15 protein-coding genes and 1 other RNA gene are annotated in these 20,008 nt (G+C 36.7%); 9 read left to right on the top strand and 7 right to left on the bottom strand.

The genetic code is table 11. The features are described 5' to 3' along the window. Positions 1-14 precede the first annotated feature (14 nt). Both drmB and drmA read right to left on the bottom strand, forming a co-directional pair. Complete coding sequence (gene drmB, locus VK91_RS03760; protein ID WP_048390917.1) at positions 15-1,745, bottom strand: DUF1998 domain-containing protein; 1,731 nt, start codon at positions 1,743-1,745, stop codon at positions 15-17. Beyond that, positions 1,742-4,849, bottom strand: a complete 3,108-nt coding sequence (gene drmA / locus VK91_RS03755) for a DISARM system helicase DrmA (RefSeq protein WP_048390976.1) — start codon at positions 4,847-4,849, stop codon at positions 1,742-1,744. Before drmA ends, drmB begins: the two co-directional genes overlap by 4 nt. Before the next feature lie 214 nt (positions 4,850-5,063). Here drmA and VK91_RS03750 point away from each other — a divergent pair, with 214 nt between their 5' ends. From VK91_RS03750 to VK91_RS03725, 6 genes are all read left to right on the top strand, one after another. Continuing rightward, on the top strand, positions 5,064-5,420 hold the full coding sequence (locus VK91_RS03750; RefSeq protein ID WP_048390914.1) for a competence protein CoiA family protein: 357 nt from the start codon (positions 5,064-5,066) through the stop codon (positions 5,418-5,420). A 354-nt stretch (positions 5,421-5,774) separates the two neighbouring features. After that, complete coding sequence (locus VK91_RS03745) at positions 5,775-6,179, top strand: hypothetical protein (protein ID WP_048390912.1); 405 nt, start codon at positions 5,775-5,777, stop codon at positions 6,177-6,179. Between the two features lie 404 nt (positions 6,180-6,583). Beyond that, positions 6,584-8,284, top strand: coding sequence for a YfjI family protein (locus tag VK91_RS03740; protein ID WP_048390909.1), 1,701 nt, complete (start codon positions 6,584-6,586; stop codon positions 8,282-8,284). 105 nt (positions 8,285-8,389) lie between these two features. Then, on the top strand, positions 8,390-8,575 hold the full coding sequence (locus VK91_RS03735; protein ID WP_048390907.1) for a helix-turn-helix domain-containing protein: 186 nt from the start codon (positions 8,390-8,392) through the stop codon (positions 8,573-8,575). A gap of 79 nt (positions 8,576-8,654) precedes the next feature. Next, the gene (locus VK91_RS03730; protein WP_048390905.1) at positions 8,655-9,833 is read left to right on the top strand and encodes a site-specific integrase; all 1,179 of its coding nucleotides are present in this window, start codon (positions 8,655-8,657) and stop codon (positions 9,831-9,833) included. 289 nt (positions 9,834-10,122) lie between these two features. Further along, the gene (locus VK91_RS03725) at positions 10,123-11,286 is read left to right on the top strand and encodes a site-specific integrase (RefSeq protein ID WP_048390903.1); all 1,164 of its coding nucleotides are present in this window, start codon (positions 10,123-10,125) and stop codon (positions 11,284-11,286) included. Positions 11,287-11,431: 145 nt separating this feature from the next. On the opposite strand, the gene ssrA is transcribed toward VK91_RS03725, so the two are convergent. From ssrA to secG, 5 genes are all read right to left on the bottom strand, one after another. Next, positions 11,432-11,787: a transfer-messenger RNA gene (ssrA, locus tag VK91_RS22360) on the bottom strand. A 344-nt stretch (positions 11,788-12,131) separates the two neighbouring features. Then, positions 12,132-12,599, bottom strand: coding sequence for an SsrA-binding protein SmpB (gene smpB, locus VK91_RS03720; protein WP_048390901.1), 468 nt, complete (start codon positions 12,597-12,599; stop codon positions 12,132-12,134). A gap of 71 nt (positions 12,600-12,670) precedes the next feature. Next, on the bottom strand, positions 12,671-15,142 hold the full coding sequence (gene rnr / locus VK91_RS03715; protein ID WP_048390899.1) for a ribonuclease R: 2,472 nt from the start codon (positions 15,140-15,142) through the stop codon (positions 12,671-12,673). Positions 15,143-15,179: 37 nt separating this feature from the next. Further along, complete coding sequence (locus VK91_RS03710; protein WP_004228103.1) at positions 15,180-15,926, bottom strand: carboxylesterase; 747 nt, start codon at positions 15,924-15,926, stop codon at positions 15,180-15,182. Positions 15,927-16,114: 188 nt separating this feature from the next. Continuing rightward, on the bottom strand, positions 16,115-16,342 hold the full coding sequence (gene secG, locus VK91_RS03705) for a preprotein translocase subunit SecG (RefSeq protein ID WP_004228101.1): 228 nt from the start codon (positions 16,340-16,342) through the stop codon (positions 16,115-16,117). Between the two features lie 205 nt (positions 16,343-16,547). Between secG and VK91_RS03700 the strand changes: the two genes are divergently transcribed. The 3 genes from VK91_RS03700 (at position 16,548) to VK91_RS03690 (ending at position 20,007) form a co-directional block, all read left to right on the top strand. Beyond that, complete coding sequence (locus tag VK91_RS03700) at positions 16,548-17,795, top strand: DUF5050 domain-containing protein (RefSeq protein WP_048390896.1); 1,248 nt, start codon at positions 16,548-16,550, stop codon at positions 17,793-17,795. A 148-nt stretch (positions 17,796-17,943) separates the two neighbouring features. Then, a complete protein-coding gene (locus VK91_RS03695; RefSeq protein WP_048390894.1) occupies positions 17,944-19,590 on the top strand; it encodes an alkaline phosphatase in 1,647 nt (548 codons plus the stop codon). Between the two features lie 279 nt (positions 19,591-19,869). Beyond that, on the top strand, positions 19,870-20,007 hold the full coding sequence (locus tag VK91_RS03690) for a teichoic acid D-Ala incorporation-associated protein DltX (protein WP_004228095.1): 138 nt from the start codon (positions 19,870-19,872) through the stop codon (positions 20,005-20,007). Position 20,008 lies beyond the last annotated feature (1 nt).

Here is a 20,008-nt window from a genome sequence, read left to right as displayed (position 1 = left end):
CTACACCTCTTAACTTACATTTCTAATAATTGATCGAAATAACCATCTTTTTCATTCGGATTAATATTGATTAATGTGCGACGATCTAACAATAAATTGCCCCATTCACAAGATGTTTCTGATACAAAAGTACATGCATGACATGCCGCCCCGTTCGCTGACGTATGATATTCAAATTCTCCGTCTGAACAGATTGGATCTGAAGAACAATAGCTCATTTTCTCCAACGACCTAATAATAATAGGTAATAATTTCTCACTCTGCGCTAAGTTTGTTAAACCGCCTAAACTTCCTTCTGAATCGCCAGAAGCAGTGTAAATAAATACGCCATACATATCTTCACTCGCGTAAATACGCTCTTTTAAAGATGTCGTTGTGTAACCACAATGAGCAGCTAATTGTTGTAACAATGCGTGACTAAATGTATGCAACAAGATTTGACGTGGCAAAATATTTAATTGAGTATTATTAAATTCTTCACGGTAAGCATTATATGACTTAATAATAGCGCTCGTTACCTGTTCGGTTTGTTCCCATTGTAGTAACTTCTCTAAATTAAATTGAAAGAAAATACCCTCGCCGTAATTTCGCACAGCAGGTAGCCATTTGGGTTCATTCGTTATAACGACTGGCTGTGTTTTCACTTCATCATCTGTAAATCGGTCAATGTAATCTAGACGAGTAAATTCTTTTAGCACTTGAACTTCCGGTACAGAATCTATGCGGAAAATACCATCAAAATACGGCACTAAAATTGGTGCAATATCGACTTTTTTAGATGAAAAATGTTCTTCGTTTATTTCATACTGTATTAATGTATTCCACTCCTGCTTTTTAATCGATTCATAGGTCGAACTTTCTTCAAGCGTTATTTCCCCATCTAAATAGCGTTTGATAATAGGTACAAAAGAAGGTGGGATACTTTTGAAACTACACGCCATTTCAAGACCTGATTCACCCATACCTTGATAAGCCTTACTAAATTTTTCTTTATCTTTTTCTACTAAATACAGAACTTCAAATTCAGAGCTAGATGCCGTTAAAGGAACTTGTAAAAAGCTCATAATCGAAGGTGAATACACATTAGATGCACCACGTAATGTTGTTTTCATTTTGCATTTACATGACTCATTAGCTCTTGGACTAATCCAAGGCCGTTCCCCTTGGCAATCAAATAAGCCGTGATTATCCCTTTCTTCGGGTTTCATAATATTACCTAGACTTTCACTATGCTTACAATGCAAGCAAATTACGTGTAAGTCCGATAAAGACCCACTTGAGCCACGCGTTTTCAACATTAGTCGCGAATCTTTAGATTTTTCTGTACAAGGCTTATTTCGATGAACCCATTCATCATAAGGAAAATCTGACAGATGGCCATTTTCACATGCTAATACAAAACGGCTTGCATAAAGCTCTTGAATGTCATCTTCATTTTTTCTTGAACAATAATAACAAGTGGCATTATCGTAATTCGTCATATTGTGACATTTCGGACAGATTTTCCATTTAGGAAATTCTACCGCTTTAATTTTTTGTTTATCGGGATTTTCATTTAAAATCCTTACATGATCCACCCCTAAAAATGATGTAATTCGTACATCCTTTTCTTGTGGCGCCCTACCTGTATTCCATTGATCTGCTGATTTTACGATAACACTTTGACATAAAAGTTCAACGATTGCTCCTGGACCAGATTGGTATATTAATTGGGAAGGTCTTATTGTTTCATTTTGTTGACTCATGATTTTAACACCTCAATTTCAATAGCTGCTTCTACATTTCTCAGTGACATCATAGCTGGACGAGCATCTTTTACTTTCACTTCTTCATTAAAGTTTTTTAATAAATAAGTTTTTACATATTTTGATTCTTTGTAAGCTAATGTATCTTCAGCGTATTTCAACGCTAACTCTCGCCACCAATCTAATAAATCCTTTACTTCGTTTTCAATGGTTGCTCCATGAGCATTTTGAACTCTTTCTAAAAACTGAACGGTAGCAGTATCTACTACTTTTTGTAGCTGTACTATTTTCTTCGGACTTTGCTCAGCATTGATTTCCATAATCGTTTGGCGAATAAACCCGATGAAAGTACCTGTTAATCCTTTATATAAGGCCCCTTTAGCAAATGGCGTCACGCTCATTGTTTCTACATGACGATATAACGCTTGATGATACACTCTAAATCGTTCGAAATGCGATAAGTCTCTAGAACGCATTGAATTTAATAGAATAAACACAATCCCTGGATATTTACGCCCTACACGACTTGTTGCTTGAATGTATTCTGAAGTCGTTTTAGGTTGTCCTTGTACAATCATCGTTCCTAAACGATCCACATCGACACCTACAGAAATCATATTTGTTGCGAGAACTGCGTCAAGAACGCCCGCTTCATCCATTGTTTTTTCCATTTGCGTAAGTAGTTGAGGGATTTCTTGTGCCTTTTTTCGGCTAGTTAATTCTTCAACCATTAAATCATGTTCAAATTTATTAGTTGGATCTAACATATTTAATCGTGAGTTTATTTCATCTTTAAACGTAGTATTCATCCCTGCTAATTCTTTAACCGTATTGAAATAGCCTAGCATTGTATAATATGGATCTACTTTATACTTTTGCTCACTTCTTGTGATGGTTGCATAGGCACTATATGTTTGAATCGCTTGAATTTTATTACTTACCCCTGGCGCACATATTCCTACATAATAGCGCCCTGGCTTTTCAGACGTCGGGACTTCCTTCGATACAAAATTATCATTTGCTTTTTGTATAGCTAATGGGAACTGCTGCATATTTCGTCCATAAAGCGCTCGAATTTGCTCGTCCGCACCACTAATCGTTGCAGTTGAAGCAATTACTTTAGCCGGTCTTCCATTATGTCTTGTTAATAAATCGATTGCTACCTCATATAAGCCTGTTAAAGAGCCTAATGGACCAGAAATCAAATGCAGCTCATCTTGAATAATTAACTCAGGTGGTTTTAAACGATTAATACGACTGTATCCTCTTGGAGTAGATTCGCTATTTTCAAACCCTCGCTCTCGGTGATAAACATTTTTATTTCCAAAAAGTTCATGCATATTTTGTTTCCACGGTAACTGAGCAATTTTATCTACCGTACCAATTAACAATGTTGGTAACTTCTTATAAATTGCCTCATCGACCGTATAAACAGGAATGCCATGTTTAAACATACATTCTTTATTAGAACAACAAATTTTCTGTGAGTTATTGCTAATTTCATACTGCTCTGGCCCTAGTTCCGCTCCACACCAAGGACAATGCATTAGCTGAATAGGATTACCCGATTTAACTTCCTTACCTTCACGTAATTGTTCTAGCTTATCCATTGCATCTACAAATTTATTAGGCGATGAATCCTTTCCAATCCAAAGCCCTATACTAAATGGCTCTTCACCAAATAATTTTGCATTCGGCTTTCGTAAAACTTCTGCCGCACAAATTAAAGCTGCAGCCCGTTGGAATTGTTGTGTTGTTAATAAACGCAATGTATATCGCATGAAAACTGTAACTCCAGCATACTTGTCTATTTGATTTGGTGCTAATAATCGACGATACGCCATGACATAAGCAGCTACTCCTAAATATGCCTCTGTTTTACCACCTCCTGTTGGGAACCAAATTAAATCAACAATTTCTCTATCTTGATGTTGTTGATCCGATGCGCCCGCAATATTCATGAGTAAGAATATTAATTGGAATAAACGCCATTCGCCATCTAACGTAGGTTTTATTCGCTCACCTGTTATACGATATGTTTGAGCCACTGAAGATTGCGCACGTTGCAATAACATAGCGCGGTTAGCAAATTGAAACGCTAAATAGCATAGAGAATCGTTATTTTCTGTCACAAGTGAAATACCCTCTTCTAAACGTTGAATAATGTCCCTTACTTTAAAAACGTTCTGTTCTGCCTCAACTCTTAAATAATCTGGTAGCTCATTTATTATTTGAACTTCATGCTTCAACCACAATTTATATGCAGTTGGTATAACACTTAACTTGTCTTTCAAAATGTCGGCAGTATATTCACTTAAATCCTTCATTTTAAATGACTGATTTTCGATTTTACAATGCTCAACATTCGGCAATTCATAACGTGGCATCCACGTTGAATAAATTGTTGTAATATTGCCAACTACTTCCCAATCAACTCCTACACCATGACCGATTGCTAATTCTTCTTTATCACGGTAAAGAAGTTCATTTTGGACATTATATTGATCAGCTTTTGACGTAAATTTAACTACATGAGATGTTGGTATATGTACCTTTAACGAACTTTGAAACATGACCTCATTTTGTAATGGGTATTGTTCCCTTTTTAAACTATTCATTAAAAAAATATTTACGTGATACAAGTTATTTCGATAAGTAACGGTATAACGTACTTTGCCGTACTTAGAGTCATTCATATTTTCCAGCGTATCGGTTCTATTTTTTGAAAGGTCAATTTGCCACTTTTCTGATTGTGACATACGTTTATGTTCTTTATCCTCATAGATAGCCCAAGATGCTTCTATTTCAACAGTCGTTAATTCCTGTAATTTAAAACTAAATCCCATCGTAGAAGGACGAAAGAGCTTCTTTGTTGTAAGTTGCTCACTTAACTCTTCTTCACTTACTTGTATATGCGTTTCTATTGCGTTATCTCGCTCATTTACTACATCCGATGTTGAACCTAACGGAACTAATTTACCTGTTAAATAAAACTGCATCGGTCTAATGTTTTCACCAAGTATTTCATCTTCTCTGCGTGGGCCAACTAAATATGATTCTAATTCATGAATTAAGTCTTTACGTAAAATTGAATATTGCTCCATCTGACTTACACAGCCTTTCACTTTAGGTAGTTTCTACTATTATAGCACCTTGTAATTAAAGGAAGTAAATTTTGTGTAGAATAATGATAATTTAAAATATTTTGTATAAAAACCCTATATTTAGAATACAACCCATTTAAATGTAAAAATATTGAAACTTTCTACTGATATTACCCATATTCCTTATAAATATCATTTTATAGGAGGTTATATTATGAGAGAAGCTTGGCATACGAACGAAGAGAAACTATACATAATCCCACAAAATTTACCCACCGTTGAAATAGATAATTACAAGCAAATTGCCAAAAAAGGTACGTTTATTTGCCCATACTGCAAAGCAAAGTTATATGTAAAAAGCGGAGAAATTTTAGGGAATTTCTTTTCACATTTGCATGGGGAGAGTTGTGAAGCATCCAAACAAAGCGAAGCACGTTATAACAAGTATGAAAAGCAAAAGAAGAACGACACACCACGACAACCACATATAGTAGCTTTAATAAACGACGAATTAAATGTATTAGCAAAAGTTTATCCACACGTTACAGTCAACCCAGGATATCTAAACTAGGACTTTTCAAAACACATTCCAGACATCACTTTAAAAATTAATAATTATAAGTACGCAATTATAGTTGTCACTCACATTACTGCTTCTACAGATCAAGCTATTGCAAAATCTATTCAAAATCAAAAAAATTATTATGCATCATTAGGTTATGAACCACTATTTTTCATTGAGTGCAACCATCTGGGCATTGATATTGATGGACAATCACTTGTTCTATGGAAAACCGAACTACAGGCGTTAACAAGTCAAAAAGCGGATATTCATTGGAAGAATTTTTTAAAACAACTAGGGGAATTAGGGGACCTACAGGCAGTACTAAAGTTACCTAAAACAGACTTCAACGTGAAAAGTATAATGTATATTACGCCTGCTAATGAAGCCATTTCTATTGAAGCTTTCCATGTTTTAGAACACCCAAACACTTTACCACTTAAAGCACACTTCTTCTCAATGCCTTATAAACTAACATTTGCTCAAGCATTTAAAATAAACAATGAAAAACTTAGCCTAGCGGACCTAGACATCGAAATTAATAATCAATCAAAATACGCTGAACATTTTTTACAGGCAAAGGAAGCTTTTGAACGCCAATTTGAAGAAAAGGCTCTTTTAGCTAAGTTAGCGGCGGAAGAAAACAGAAAACAAGCTATCGAAAACCAGCAAACATTTTTAGAAAGATATAGTCAAAGTAACTATGTAAAATCAGATAAGGATAAAAAGCATGAACTAGTAATGAAAGCCTTCCTTTCTAATAATTAAATTTATTTTTCCTTAATTGAAACCAAATTATATATCAAAAAGCGAAAAGGGTTGTCCTAACGGGTGACCCTTTTTGCTTTTTTCATTGCTAATTACAATACTATTTTACAACCTTCAAAAAGATTCTTTAGACCTATAAGAATTAAAAAGTTTAAAGATATAATGATTTGCAGATTTGAAACAATTCACTGGCATTTACATTTTCGAAAATAATCAAAAAAAATGATCAAAGCTATTCGAATACTTAAAAAGTCATGGTAGAATACTTCAAATTTTAGTAGGACAAGCCTTTTTAGTCCTTCTAGGATTCAACAGCACCCTATCCGGAAGGGTTGCTATTAATGCATTTTTTTAATCTTTAGGTACCTAGGCATGAAATTAGTAATAACGGAGGAAAATTCGATATGCAAAACAATCAGGAATGTAATGAATTCAAACAAGAAGAAAATCAAGAAGTAGAAGACGATTTTTCAGAACTAAAATTGGCTGAAGCTAAATTAGAACTAGATATTAAAAGTGAAAAAAAACATGCTAAGGAAAAGCCACCTAATGTTCAAAGCGACGGACAACAATCAAGTATTAAATTGTATGAAGAGTTGTACGAAAGTATTAATAGCCTAGATGAGTATGGGTTTGAATGGCAACCACCCATAACATTTGAAGAATCAGCTCTAAAGCAATTTGACGTTAATATTTTTCCTAACACTTTAAAAAATATGATTTTAGCAGTAAGTCGCTTTACACAGACCCCAGTAGATCTTGCTGCAATTTGTTTAATTGGTGTACTATCAACTGTTTTACAAAAAAAGTTTCACGTTGAACCAATCAAAGGATGGAAAGAACCTTTAAACACATACACAGCCGTGCTATTACAAGCATCAAATCGTAAGTCGGCTGTTTTTGGATTAATGATGGGACCTTTATTCGATTATGAATCGAATCTTATTAAATCGCATCAAGAATTGCAGAAAAAGAATGAAAAACATCTATCTTTACTAAATAGGCGTATAGATAAACTTGAAAATGAATATGCAAAATCAGGTGACACTGAGCCACTAGACGATTTGGAAAATTTGTGGACCTTAAGAGAAAAATTAAAACCAAAGCCAGCTCCAACTCTCATTTTAGATAACTCAACTGAAGAAGTAATAGTATCTAGGATTTCCCAAAATTCTGAACGTATTGCGATTGCCTCTTCAGAAGGAGATTTATTTGAACGGTTAAAATCATCTATTAAATTTGAAGCAAGTAAACTAGATGTGTATTTAAAGGGTTATTCGGGTGACTCCCTGCGAACTGACCGAATCTCAAGAGATACTGAACGAATAGAAGAACCTTTAGTAACAATTTGCATCTCAGCCCAGCCGACCGTTATTCAGGATATGCCTCAGAAAATCATTGATCGAGGCTTAATTCCTCGTTTTTTAATCTCTATGCCTGAAGATTTATTAGGTAAACGCGATGTGTACAATGCTAAACCAGTAGATTCAGAAACTAAATATTTATATAACAATTTAATTTCTAAACTACTAAATTTCGAAGGTAAAGATTCAGTTGCACTTGAACTTTCCTCGGAATCATACGATGTCCTGAAGAAATTTGAACAAAATGTGGAGACATTATTTTTACCAGAACAGCTATATTGTGACTCCTTAAAAAGTTGGGGTGGAAAAATTATCGGTAATTTATTACGAATTACAGGTTTATTACATGTTGCTAAACACACCGACATTGCAAAGGATAAATCAGATATTCCTACAACAATTGAAGTAAAAACGTTAAAGGAGGCACTAAAGTTAAAGGAATATTTTGATTCCCAAATTACTAACGCTTATGGAATCATGTTTAGCAAGGAATCGAACGATATGGCTCAATATTTACTAGGTAAGTTAGAACTACTAACAGAAGAAAAGAAACAGCGTAAAGTTTCTAAGCAAGATTTATGGCAAAAGACAAAAAAGATTTTTACTACTGCCCCAGCCTTTAACCTAGTACTAAAAATTTTAGAAGAGCGTGGCTTTATCCAGTTTGACTTAGGTGGTAAATCAGGACGAAAAGAATTTATTATCTTATCTCCCTTTGTAAACAATGATAAAAAAATTTAACAGTAGCTATTCGAATATGAGAAAATGGCTGTTATTATATTTCCAGCTTTTAAAAAACAAAACTAGATTTCAAGTCTTATAGCAAGAGAAAGGTAGGAAATTCGGATGCAACGACGTGATTTAGAAAATGAAGAATGGATGAATTTAAAAACCGCTGCTGAGTATTTAAATGTATCTTACAAAACGCTAATGACTTTTCGTGCAAAGGGATTAGAAGTAGCAGAGATCGGTCGCATTCGACGCGTATCAAAATCAGCATTAGATGAATTTATGAAACAAAATAGCTTTTAAAACTAGAGATTTGAGGGGAATTACTTCGCAAAACTAATCTCTTCAATTAAATAAAATTCAATCGAGGAGGATATATAACATGCTAAATATTTCAAAAAAGTACCCACAAATTAAATCATATCAATTAAAGGATGGAACAACAGTATTTCGTTTTACCGTATACCTTGGCGTTGATCCTTTAACAGGTAAAGAAAAAATCGTAACCCGAAGTAAATTTAAAACTGTAAAACAAGCGGAGCGAGCAATTGAAAAGCTAAAATTTGAATTTAGTAACGGGCTAAATCCCTCAAATATGTTAAAGACGTTTAAAGATGCTTATGTATTTTGGGACGAAGCATATAAAGTATCAGGAATTACAATGAGTACTTACTCTAAAACAGAGGGTTATTTTAAAAATCATATTTTACCGTTCTTCGGCGAAAAGAAATTAGCAAAAATTAATGTCGCAATGTGCGAGCAATTTGCTATCGGACTTTCAAAAAAACTGAAGTATTTTCATCACATTGTTAACTATGCTTCAGATGTTATGGAAACAGCGTTTCGTCTCGGAGATATTCATAAAAATCCTTTCAAGTTTGCACGAATTCCAAAGGAAGTACCTCATACTCAAAACGGTAATTACATCGAAGTAGCAGATTTCAAAAAATTACTTCAAGTTTTACCCGAACTAGATTATAAAAAACAATGTTTATTACGTCTTCTTATGTATACAGGGATGCGTAAAGGCGAATTATTGGTTTTAACCTGGTCTGATGTAGATTTTGATAACGGACAACTTTCGATTCATTCAGCTTACTCCTATTCAAAACATAACAGGGGTAAAAATGTTGGTCTTACCAAAGGGAAAATTAGTCATATTATTCCTTTAGACCCTACAACCTTAGAGATGTTGAAAACATGGGAAGAGTTACAATTTAGACAGTTGAAGCAATTGGGTCTACCTCGTAAATCGGATAACGAACAGATAATTTTCAATAACACAGTCAATAAATATTTAAAAACAAGTTCTCCAAATGACTATCTAACTGAAGCTATTGATAAAGCTAATATCAAGTATGTTACAGTTCATGGTTTACGCCATACCCACGTGACACACCTTCTTGAAGCCGAAGCAGACTTTTTTGGTATTAAGGATCGTGTAGGACATTCAAAAAAGGAGAATACGACTCATATGTTTTATTCGCATGCTACAAATAAAATAAAACAAAATACTTTACAATGTTTACTTGATTACTATAAAGAATTTGATATCAATTAATCAGGAGGAAAACAGATGAAAAATGAAATTTAAAAGAAAATACCGGACTTAAAATGTTACGAAGAGTGCCTCTAAGGAATTCTCATTCGATGACTTTCCACTCTGCACCTCCCGATATCTAATCGAATAAATATTTATTTAATACGCAATAGAGCATCAAAACTCTATTGCGTTTTTTGTTGTCTTACAATGTCTTATTTGCTAAAGCGTCGCCTATCACATAAACTGAAACTGTAGTACTAGTTACTACAACCTCTTTGTCTCCGTAAGCACGAAACAGGAGGAACATATGGTTAATATTAAAAGTTACAAACTAAAAACTAATGAACTCCGATATAAATTCCACATTTATATTGGCACAGATCCATTAACAGGCAAGGAAAAAACAACTACTCGTAGCGGCTTTAAAACAAAGAAAGAAGCTAAAGAGGCTTATTATGAGTTGCAACAAGAAATTAAAAATGGTACTTTCGGAAAAGTTTCTAAAGACACGTATCAAGAGGTCTATGAATTATGGTTAGAACAATATGAAAATACAGTAGAGGATAGCACCCTACTAAAAACTAAACGTATTTTCAGCAATCACATTTTAACTGCCTTCGGATCATATCGAATTGCTAATATTGATGCCGCAATCTGTCAAAAGCATGTAAACCAATGGGCCAAAAAACTAAAGCGCTTCAAAATGGTGAAGAACTATGCAGCTCTTGTTATGAAGTACGCTATGAAACATGGCATCATTGATAATAACCCTTTTGAATTAATCGAAATGCCTATTATCAAAGCAAAAATTTCAATTGATGAGGACGATGAAGAGTTTGAAAATTTTTATTCGCGTGAGGAGCTTGTACAGTTCTTAACCCTTTTACAAGAAGACCCTAATATTAAAAAGCGAGCTGTTTTTCGTTTGCTCGCTTTCTCTGGAATGCGTAAAGGGGAAATTTTCGCTTTAAAATGGAAGGATATCGACTTTGATACTTTTGATGTTCGAATTACTAAAGCAGTGAAACGTGGCGAGAAAGGGCTTTATCTTGGACCAACAAAAAATGGTAAACCTCGAACAATCAAAATTGATGAAGAAACCATTGAGATTTTAAAATTATGGCGAAGTGAGCAAGAAAAGATTTTTGCTGAGAAAGGGATTAACACTAATAAGAAGCAACAATTAGTGTTCTCTAATATTTACAACGTTCTTCAAGACCCTAATAAAACTGTACAATGGCTTTCAGACTTCCTTGTAAAACACAGTTTGGAGCATATTACGACACACGGACTACGTCACACACATTGCTCGTTGTTATTCGAAGCGGGTGCCTCGATTAAAGAAGTTCAGTATCGTTTAGGCCATAACGATGTGAAAACAACATTAGAAATTTATGCCCATGTTACGCGAAAAACGAAAGAAGGTACTATTAATAAATTTACAGCCTTTTTAAACAATGAATCCGATTAATTTCTAACAAAGGTTTAACAAAGGTTAATAAGGTTTTTAATAAGGATTCAATCAATTTCAGTACAACTCAAAGTCATAAAAAAAGTGTCATAAACGTTGGTATATCAACGTTTATGACACTCAGTGAAATTCAGTACATTTCACAGTATGGAGACGGCGGGAGTCGAACCCGCGTCCAGAAACTCCAATACTTCAGCTTCTACGCGTGTAGTTTGCCTATTTACGATTCACGTAACATTATGCCGACAAACAGGCGTCCTGTACGCTAACCTGGAAATCTCTTGCCGATGACTCAGGTGGCACCATCGACCGTATCCCACTAAAGTTGGGCCCCACGTTCTCTACATGGGCGATAGAGAGGCAGAGCGCTTACGAGCTTACGCTGCGAAAGCTAAGTTTTGTTGTTTGCCAGTTATTATATAACTGTCGTTGATGACGGAGCCGAGCCCTCCGACGCGCGACCAAAGCTTGAACCATCCCTGTCGAATCCGTAACGTCCCCTTGAATATGAAGCGAAGCGGCTTGGCCTCGTTCAAACAAAGAGCTAGAATTGCTTCTAGTACGGTGGGAGCTTAAAAGTACGCTTCCATGAAATCTGGCAATCAGTAATACATATTATAAAACAAAATGAGAGAGAGTTCAAGTGTACCGCTTTAATAGAAAAAATTGGCTTAGCTATAAATACTATCCGTCAGATTAAGTCTGCTATCCATCACTTTTGTTACTCTATCCACCACTTTTCAACCTCTATCCGTCACTTTCGTCATTCTATCCGCCAAACTCGCTCGCCCCACCCAACAACGAAAAAACTCACCGCTATCCGCAGTGAGCTTTCTCCAAATCTATTAATATTGATTTTTTGCTTTGAAGGCACGTTCCATCTCGCGTTTGGCTTCTTTTTTGCGCATGTCGCTGCGCTTGTCGTAGTCTTTTTTCCCTTTACCAATGCCGATTAGGAGCTTGGCGTAGCCATCCTTTATGTACATTTTCAGTGGAACGATTGTGTAGCCGTCACGTTTTACGGCACCGACTAGCTCGCCGATTTGCTTTTTGTGGAGCAGCAGCTTGCGGGTGCGTAGTGGATCGTGATTGAAGCGGTTGCCTTGTTCAAAGGCGCTAACGTGCATATTGTTGATCCATGCTTCGCCATTGCGGACGCGGACAAAGGAGTCTTTCAGTTGAACTTTGCCTGCACGGATGGATTTGATTTCTGTACCTGTTAGGACCATGCCTGCTTCGATTGTTTCTTCGATGAAGTAGTCGTGGCCTGCTTTTTTGTTTTGTGCTAATACTTTACCAGAACCTTTTGCCATATCTTTCACCCTCTACTTAAAAGGTTGAGCTTAAGCGAAAGCACCCTTTCAATGGATACTTTCGCTTAGGCTTATTTACGTTTTGTTTTTTTCTTTTTGCCTTTTTTGGCAATGCCCTCATAGAACTTTTGCTTTTGCTTCACGCGTTTTTTTGGACCTGGGCTTGAGTCATCTTTGCGGCGTCCACGTGGATCACGGTCACTTTCACGTCGTTCACCTTGCTTTGATGAGCTACGAGTTCCACGGTCATCCTCTTGACGACCGCCTCTACGATTGCCACCACGCCCGCCTTTTTCCTCATCACTGCGTGTGCTTCGGCGACTGCGTCCACCTTTGTTATCGCTGTAATTTTTACGTGCATGAATAACAGTTGGTGCTGCTTTGCGTGTTCGTCCATATGAAGTTACCATTCCAACGATTTCAAAGTCAATGGATGACTCCTCAATAATGACATTTGCCACACGAACTGTCACTTCATCCCCAATACGGAATTGGCGATTCGTTCGTTCCCCGATCATAATCATTTGACGATCATCGAAGCGGTAGTAATCATCAGTCATATTACTAATATGGACAAGTCCTTCGATGGTGTTTGGTAGCTCCACGAAAATACCGAAGTTTGTAATGGATGAAACAATTCCTTCGAATTCTTCGCCAATTTTGTCGGACATATATTGTGCTTTTTTCAGTGCGTCTGTATCACGTTCTGCATCAACAGCACGACGTTCACGCTCAGATGTGTGGTCAGCAATTTCATCCATTGCCATACTCCACTGTGCAATGGTTTCTCTCGATGTATCCTTGTTAATTAAATACGTGCGAATTAAACGGTGTACAACTAAGTCAGGATAACGACGAATTGGTGATGTGAAGTGTGTATAGAAATCCGTTGATAAGCCAAAGTGTCCAAGACTTTCTGGGTAGTACTTCGCCTGCTGCATTGAACGTAGGAGCATCGTTGAGATAACAGGCTCCTCTGGCATACCTTCAATTGCCTTCAAAACATCCTGTAATGCCTTAGGATGAACGGTATTACCAGTACCCTTAATTAAAATCCCGAAATTCGTGACAAATTCAAAGAAGCGTTGAAGCTTTTCAGGCTTTGGATCTTCGTGAATACGGTATAGAAACGGTACATTCATCCAGTGGAAGTGCTCTGCCACTGTTTCATTGGCAGCTAGCATGAAATCTTCAATTAATTTCTCCGCTACTGTTCGTTCACGTAATTCAATATCCACTGGCCATCCTTCTTCGTTTACGATCACCTTAGATTCTTTGAAGTCAAAGTCAATAGCTCCTCGCATTTCGCGTTTACGGCGTAAAATACCAGACAGCTCAGCCATGTTTTTAAACATTGGAACAAGTGGCTCATAGCGTTCAATTAATGCCTCATCTTGCTCCTCTAAAATTTTGTAAACGTCCTTATACGTCATACGCTCAGTCGTTTTAATGACACTTTGGAAAATTTCGTGTGCAACCACATTACCATTCGCATCAATAATCATTTCACAGGATAGTGTTAAACGATCAACCTGTGGATTTAATGAACAAATGCCGTTTGATAAACGATGTGGAATCATTGGAATGACACGGTCTGTTAAATAAACACTTGTCGCACGATCGTAAGCTTCAATGTCAATGACTGAGCCTTGTGTTACATAATAACTTACGTCTGCAATATGTACGCCAAGCTTATACGTACCATCTACATTTTTGGTTACGGTTACAGCATCATCCAAATCCTTTGCATCTGCACCATCAATTGTCACAATCGTTTCATGACGTAAATCACGACGACCTACTAAATCGGCCTCGGTAATTTCATCGGGCACGCGCTGTGCAGCAGCAATGACTTCATCTGGGAATTCAGGTGGAATGTCATGCTTATATAAAATGGATAAAATGTCCACACCTGGATCATTTTTATGCCCTAAAATTTTTGTAATATAGCCTGTAGCGGATTTTAAATCCTCTGGCCATGTTGCTACCTCAACAACAACCTTATGTCCATCGACAGCTCCTAATGTATCTCCTTTGGCAATAAAGATATCCATTGGTAACTTTTTATCGTCTAGGACAACAAAGCCGAAGCCACGGTTAGCCTGAAATGTGCCGACAAAGCTTGTTTGACCACGCTCAACGACCTTTGTAACCGTACCCTCACGTCGATCACCAAATGATTCCTTTAAAACACGAATCAGAACGATGTCTCCGTTAATGGCACCGTTAATTTCATGCGGCGGAATGAACACATCATCCATGCCCTCGACATCAGGTGTCACGAAGCCAAAGCCCTTCGCATGTCCGATAAATTTACCTCTTAGTAAATTCATACGCTCTGGTAGGCCATAGCGATTGGAGCGAGAGCGTACAACTAAGCCTTGCCCCTCCATGCGGACAAGTGTTTTCACAAGCTCCTTGAACTCCTCCGCATCCTCAAAGCCGAATTCATCCTCGATTTCACCGACGGTTAGTGGTTTATAATCATCTTTGCTGAAAAAATCGAGTAAACGACTTTGTAGTGTATCTTTTTGATCTTTCATACATATTCCCTCCTTCATGAGAAAATCCTATTTATAATTATTGTGCCCAATTTAGGCTTTCTAAAAAGCGATAAATGTCCTCATGTAATTGATCTTTTTCTTGATCTAATGTAATAACATGTTTTGAGTTTTCATACCACTTGATGTGCTTTTCAAGTGACTCAGTTTGATTATATATAATGTTGGCAGATTCTGTCTCTATTACTTCATCATTTGTAGCTTGTACGACGAAAATAGGCGCGTAAATCATGTCAATTTCTTGACGAGTGCGAGCTATAAATTCTCGTAGCTGCTGTAGAGATGGCATGCCTTTGTCAGCAATGCTTGCAACTTCAGCTTCAATTTGCTCTTCCTGTTTCCCTTGGAACTTTTTATAGTCCCTTGCATATTTCAAGACACCCTCAAACATAACGTCGGTTGTACGCATTGTCATAGGGGCACACATTGTCACAATTCCTTTAACAGGATTATTTAATGCAACGTTTAATGCCATAACACCGCCTAATGAAAGGCCAGCAACGGCTATTTCCTGATAGCCAGCATCCTGTAACTGTTTGTAGGCGGCAATAACATCCTGCCACCAGTCTGCTGGACCTGTTGTGATTAGTTCTTCTGGTTCCACACCGTGACCTTTATAGTGAGGTGCTAATGTAGTATACCCTTTTTTCTCTAAAAATCTACCAAGCATTCGTACGTCTGCAGAGCTTCCTGTGAAGCCGTGTAATAATAAAACAGCACGTGGTCCTGCCTGAAAGAAAAATGGCTGTGATAATGATTTGTTCACTGTAAGCACTCCTTCATTCTAAAACACTTATACATACTATACCCATTCTCGTCATCTCAATGATGCCCAGCGGATGACATTGGTTATTGCATTACCATTCATTTATTACTCCAGAGAGAGAATTTACCATTTAACAATGATAAAAGAAAACGCCCAACCAATTCGGTTAGGCGATATATCTTCAACTATTAGATTTTTGTAATAGCGATTGCTAATAAAAAGAACACTATAGCTAACACAATTGTTGCACGGTGAAGGATTAAATCCATACCACGTGCTTTTTGCTTTCCAAATAGTTGCTCAGCTCCACCCGAGATGGCACCTGATAAGCCTGCACTTTTACTAGATTGAAGTAATACCACAACGATTAACGCTAATGATACGATAACTAATGAAACTAATACTACTGTATGCATTCACTGCACCTCCCGAACTTTGAAACATCACAACAGACTACATTATAACAAAAAAAGGTTGTGATGACAAACTTCGCTTTATGTTTTGCTGGAAATTTTCCGCCTCATGCTTCCATCCTTGTCGACTTATGCTACTATTTGTGGATGTCACTCCCTATAAATTAAACTATAATGGCAAAAATGAATTTTTTTGGAGGGTGGGAAAATGAATAAAAAAATAGCAGCGCTGCTTGTGCTATGCTGCATGATTCCGTTTCTTACTGCATGCTCAAAGGCCATTGACCTACTTCTTGAGGAAGAGGATGTAACAACTACGACCTTAGCAGAAGAAACAGAGAATGATATGAAGAAGCCAGAAAGTAAAGCGTTATCTGCCTCTTTTTCACCTAATGATCTTTTTTCAACCTCATTATTTAAGGATGATCCTGCCTTACTACAATTCACTAAAAAAGTCGAAAAACAAGTAGCAAAGTTTGAACAGCACTTTGAAGTCCCTTATACCGGGAAGCTACACTTCGAAGATTTTGAGGTGCAGCTGAATGACTTAAATAGCCTGCTTTCTTTCGTTGATCCCTATACAGCTGGTTATTTTCTTACTTATGAATGGACGGCTTGGGAAACCGAGGATGGCTATTTGGTAGAGTTGTCGATTGATTACTTAACAGATGCCAAAAAGGAGCAAAAGGTCGATCAATATGTAGAGGCTTTTGCTGACCAGTATATTACGACAGATATGACAGATTTTGAACGTGCTAAAATCATTAATGATACGGTCGTACAGTTAGCCACTTATACAGAACAAGGCTCTACTGAGGGACAAACGGTTTTTGAGCTGATAGACGAGGAAACTGCGGTATGTCAAGCCTATGCTCTACTAGCTTATCGCCTACTATTAGCATCGGATGTAGAAGCTAAATACGTATATGGCTATAGTGAGGATCAGCTGCATGCTTGGAATTTAGTCAGTATCGATGGCAATTGGTATCATCTTGATACAACGTGGAATGATGTGGATTCAGCGGAGCCTTATGCGATTTCCTATGAATACTTTTTAGTCAGTGATGAAAAACTAAGCCAAGATCATTTATGGGTAAATGAAAATTATTTTACTGCTACAAATAACAATTATGATTTTATGCATGATATGTGGTATGCCAATACTGTGGATGATGTGATTTATTATAATAGTATCAATGATAATATGGTCTATTCCTATAATTTAGACACAAATGAAAACAATCAAATTACAGAAACGGCATGCTATTATTTAGCTACTTATGATGATTTCATTTATTGCAGTGACTATGACAATGCCGGTTATTTAACAAAAATTAATGTCCAGGACGGCTCCGAAGAAGTCTTATTTGAAGATGAAGTCCTCAACTTGTACATTGAAGAAGACATTTTATATTATGAAACAATTGATGGCGCACAACATCAGGAAAATTTGTAATGCCCCAAAAGAATCTGTGTGACTTTTACACAGATTCTTTCCTTCCCCAATATTTACATAATTACCATATTCCATTAACAAACCTTTAACGCTAGCTTTACACCATTCCTTTACACTTACAATTGAATTCACCTAAAGGAGGAAAATCATGAAATACGCAAAAAAATGGACTTCATTGTTCTTAGCAAGTGCAGTGACTTTATCCGCAGTTAGTATCCCACAGCAAGAGGTACATGCAGCCGAAGTAAAGAAACCGACAAATGTCATTATGCTTGTGATGGATGGTAGCAGTAATAATGCTGTCACCCTTTCTCGCTGGTATAAAGGTGAAAGCCTAGCAATGGATGAAATTTTATCGGGTGCTATGCGCACATATTCTGCTGAATCTGCCATTACCGATTCCGCGCCTGCTGCGACAGCATTAGCAACTGGGCATAAATCGAACGATAAATATATAGGTGTGCTGCCCTCTGTGATCAACTCCCCTGGATTAACGCAAATCGCTAAGGAAGATGCCTTCCGACCTGTAGCCAATGTGCTAGAAGGAGCTAAACTGCAAGGTAAGGCTACTGGATTAATTTCTACTTCCGAAATTCAACATGCTACACCAGCTGGTTTTTCTGCACATGTCAACAATAGAAGTCAATATGGGGATATAGCAGAGCAGCAGGTTTATCAAAATATTGATGTTGTCTTAGGTGGTGGACTGGAATCACTATCACCAGGCACATCGAAAAACGCTCGTCAAGATGGCGAGGATTTAATCAAAGTTTTGAATGAAAAAAACTATGATCTCGTTAAAACGCGCGATGAGCTATTTAACAGTCAATCCTCAAAAATTTGGGGAAGCTTTGCGCCAAGTGCACTTGCTTATGATTTAGATCGTGCTAAAACAAGAGCATCTGAGCCTACACTTGCTGAAATGACAAATAAAGCAATCAATACGCTGAAAAAGGATGAGGATGGCTTCTTCCTCTTTGTAGAAGGTAGTAAGGTTGACTGGGCTGCACATGCCAACGATACTATTGGTATCATTAGCGATATTTTATCATTCGATGATGCAGTGAAAGAAGCGGTTGATTTTGCGAAGGAAGATGGTAATACTTTAGTCATCGCAGTAACTGATCATGGAAATAGTGGCATTACGATGGGGAACGCTAATACAACTAGTACCTATTCCAGCATTCCAGTCTCTGCGTACATCGACCCGTTAAAAAAAGCTACAATGACCATTGAAGGAGCTTTAAGCCAACTAAAAGAAGATCGCTCGAATTTAGTTGAGGTCGCTGCTCTTTATGGCTTAGATTCATTAACGGAGGACGAGCTTAAAACATTACAGTCTGCTAAAGACTTAGGCAATGAAATGGTAAAAATGCTAGCCAATCGTGCAAACATTGGTTATACAACAGGTGGCCATACGGGTGAAGATGTATTCTTATATTCATTTGGTCCTTCTAAATTGACAGGATTAGTAGAAAACACTGATTTAGCCCATACAATGGCACGCTTTATGGGCTTTGACTTAAACACATTAACAAATGAATTATATGTGCCTGCAACGAAGGCATTTACGGAAAAAGGATTTACAACAAAAATTGACTTATCGAATAAAGAAAACCCAACATTTATTGCACAAAAAGCAGATGTTACAGTGAAAATTCCAGTCAATAAAAACACGATGATCTATGAACAAACTTCAACAAACACGGCAAAGACTCATACATTTGATACAATCAATGTCTACAATGGCTCTGAATTTTATGTATCTAAAAAAGTTATTAATGAAGTGAAATAAAAATAATAGCGCGAACATAAGTTGAGATTATTCCCTTATGTTCGTGCTTTTTTTACATAAGTAAACCAGCCAATAATTTGTAAACTCTATATATCCCCCAAAACCTTAAATTTACCTTAAATTAATCTTATGATTTACTGAATTCATCTTAATTCAGCAACATTTTTCTCCACATTCCGTCAAATCAGTGTTAAAAACATAAGGTAAGGATTTTTAACTAGTAAATTACTATTTTTTGAAAGTTTAATTCTATACTTTTTTTTCATTGGAGGTGGACAAATGCAATCCATCAAAAATAATGAGTATCTACGCTTTATTGGCTTCACGTTGTTTTATTTGATTGTTTTGGTACTGTTGTTTCTTATACATGGCTTCCATGATATGAACGCCGGACCATTTATATATACGGAATTTTAAA

The organism is Lysinibacillus sp. LK3, from assembly GCF_001043675.1.
Lineage (GTDB): Bacteria > Bacillota > Bacilli > Bacillales_A > Planococcaceae > Lysinibacillus > Lysinibacillus capsici.
This window is presented reverse-complemented; position numbering and strand designations above follow the sequence as displayed.

Coding starts and splice junctions, on each gene's coding strand:
- secG (WP_004228101.1), bottom strand. CDS start 16,342: ATGCATACAGTAGTATTAGTTTCATTAGTTATCGTATCATTAGCGTTA.
- smpB (WP_048390901.1), bottom strand. CDS start 12,599: ATGGCAAAAGGTTCTGGTAAAGTATTAGCACAAAACAAAAAAGCAGGC.
- VK91_RS03750 (WP_048390914.1), top strand. CDS start 5,064: ATGAGAGAAGCTTGGCATACGAACGAAGAGAAACTATACATAATCCCA.
- drmB (WP_048390917.1), bottom strand. CDS start 1,745: ATGAGTCAACAAAATGAAACAATAAGACCTTCCCAATTAATATACCAA.
- drmA (WP_048390976.1), bottom strand. CDS start 4,849: ATGGAGCAATATTCAATTTTACGTAAAGACTTAATTCATGAATTAGAA.
- VK91_RS03740 (WP_048390909.1), top strand. CDS start 6,584: ATGCAAAACAATCAGGAATGTAATGAATTCAAACAAGAAGAAAATCAA.
- VK91_RS03745 (WP_048390912.1), top strand. CDS start 5,775: ATGTATATTACGCCTGCTAATGAAGCCATTTCTATTGAAGCTTTCCAT.
- VK91_RS03700 (WP_048390896.1), top strand. CDS start 16,548: ATGAATAAAAAAATAGCAGCGCTGCTTGTGCTATGCTGCATGATTCCG.
- VK91_RS03690 (WP_004228095.1), top strand. CDS start 19,870: ATGCAATCCATCAAAAATAATGAGTATCTACGCTTTATTGGCTTCACG.
- VK91_RS03695 (WP_048390894.1), top strand. CDS start 17,944: ATGAAATACGCAAAAAAATGGACTTCATTGTTCTTAGCAAGTGCAGTG.
- VK91_RS03725 (WP_048390903.1), top strand. CDS start 10,123: ATGGTTAATATTAAAAGTTACAAACTAAAAACTAATGAACTCCGATAT.
- rnr (WP_048390899.1), bottom strand. CDS start 15,142: ATGAAAGATCAAAAAGATACACTACAAAGTCGTTTACTCGATTTTTTC.
- VK91_RS03730 (WP_048390905.1), top strand. CDS start 8,655: ATGCTAAATATTTCAAAAAAGTACCCACAAATTAAATCATATCAATTA.
- VK91_RS03735 (WP_048390907.1), top strand. CDS start 8,390: ATGCAACGACGTGATTTAGAAAATGAAGAATGGATGAATTTAAAAACC.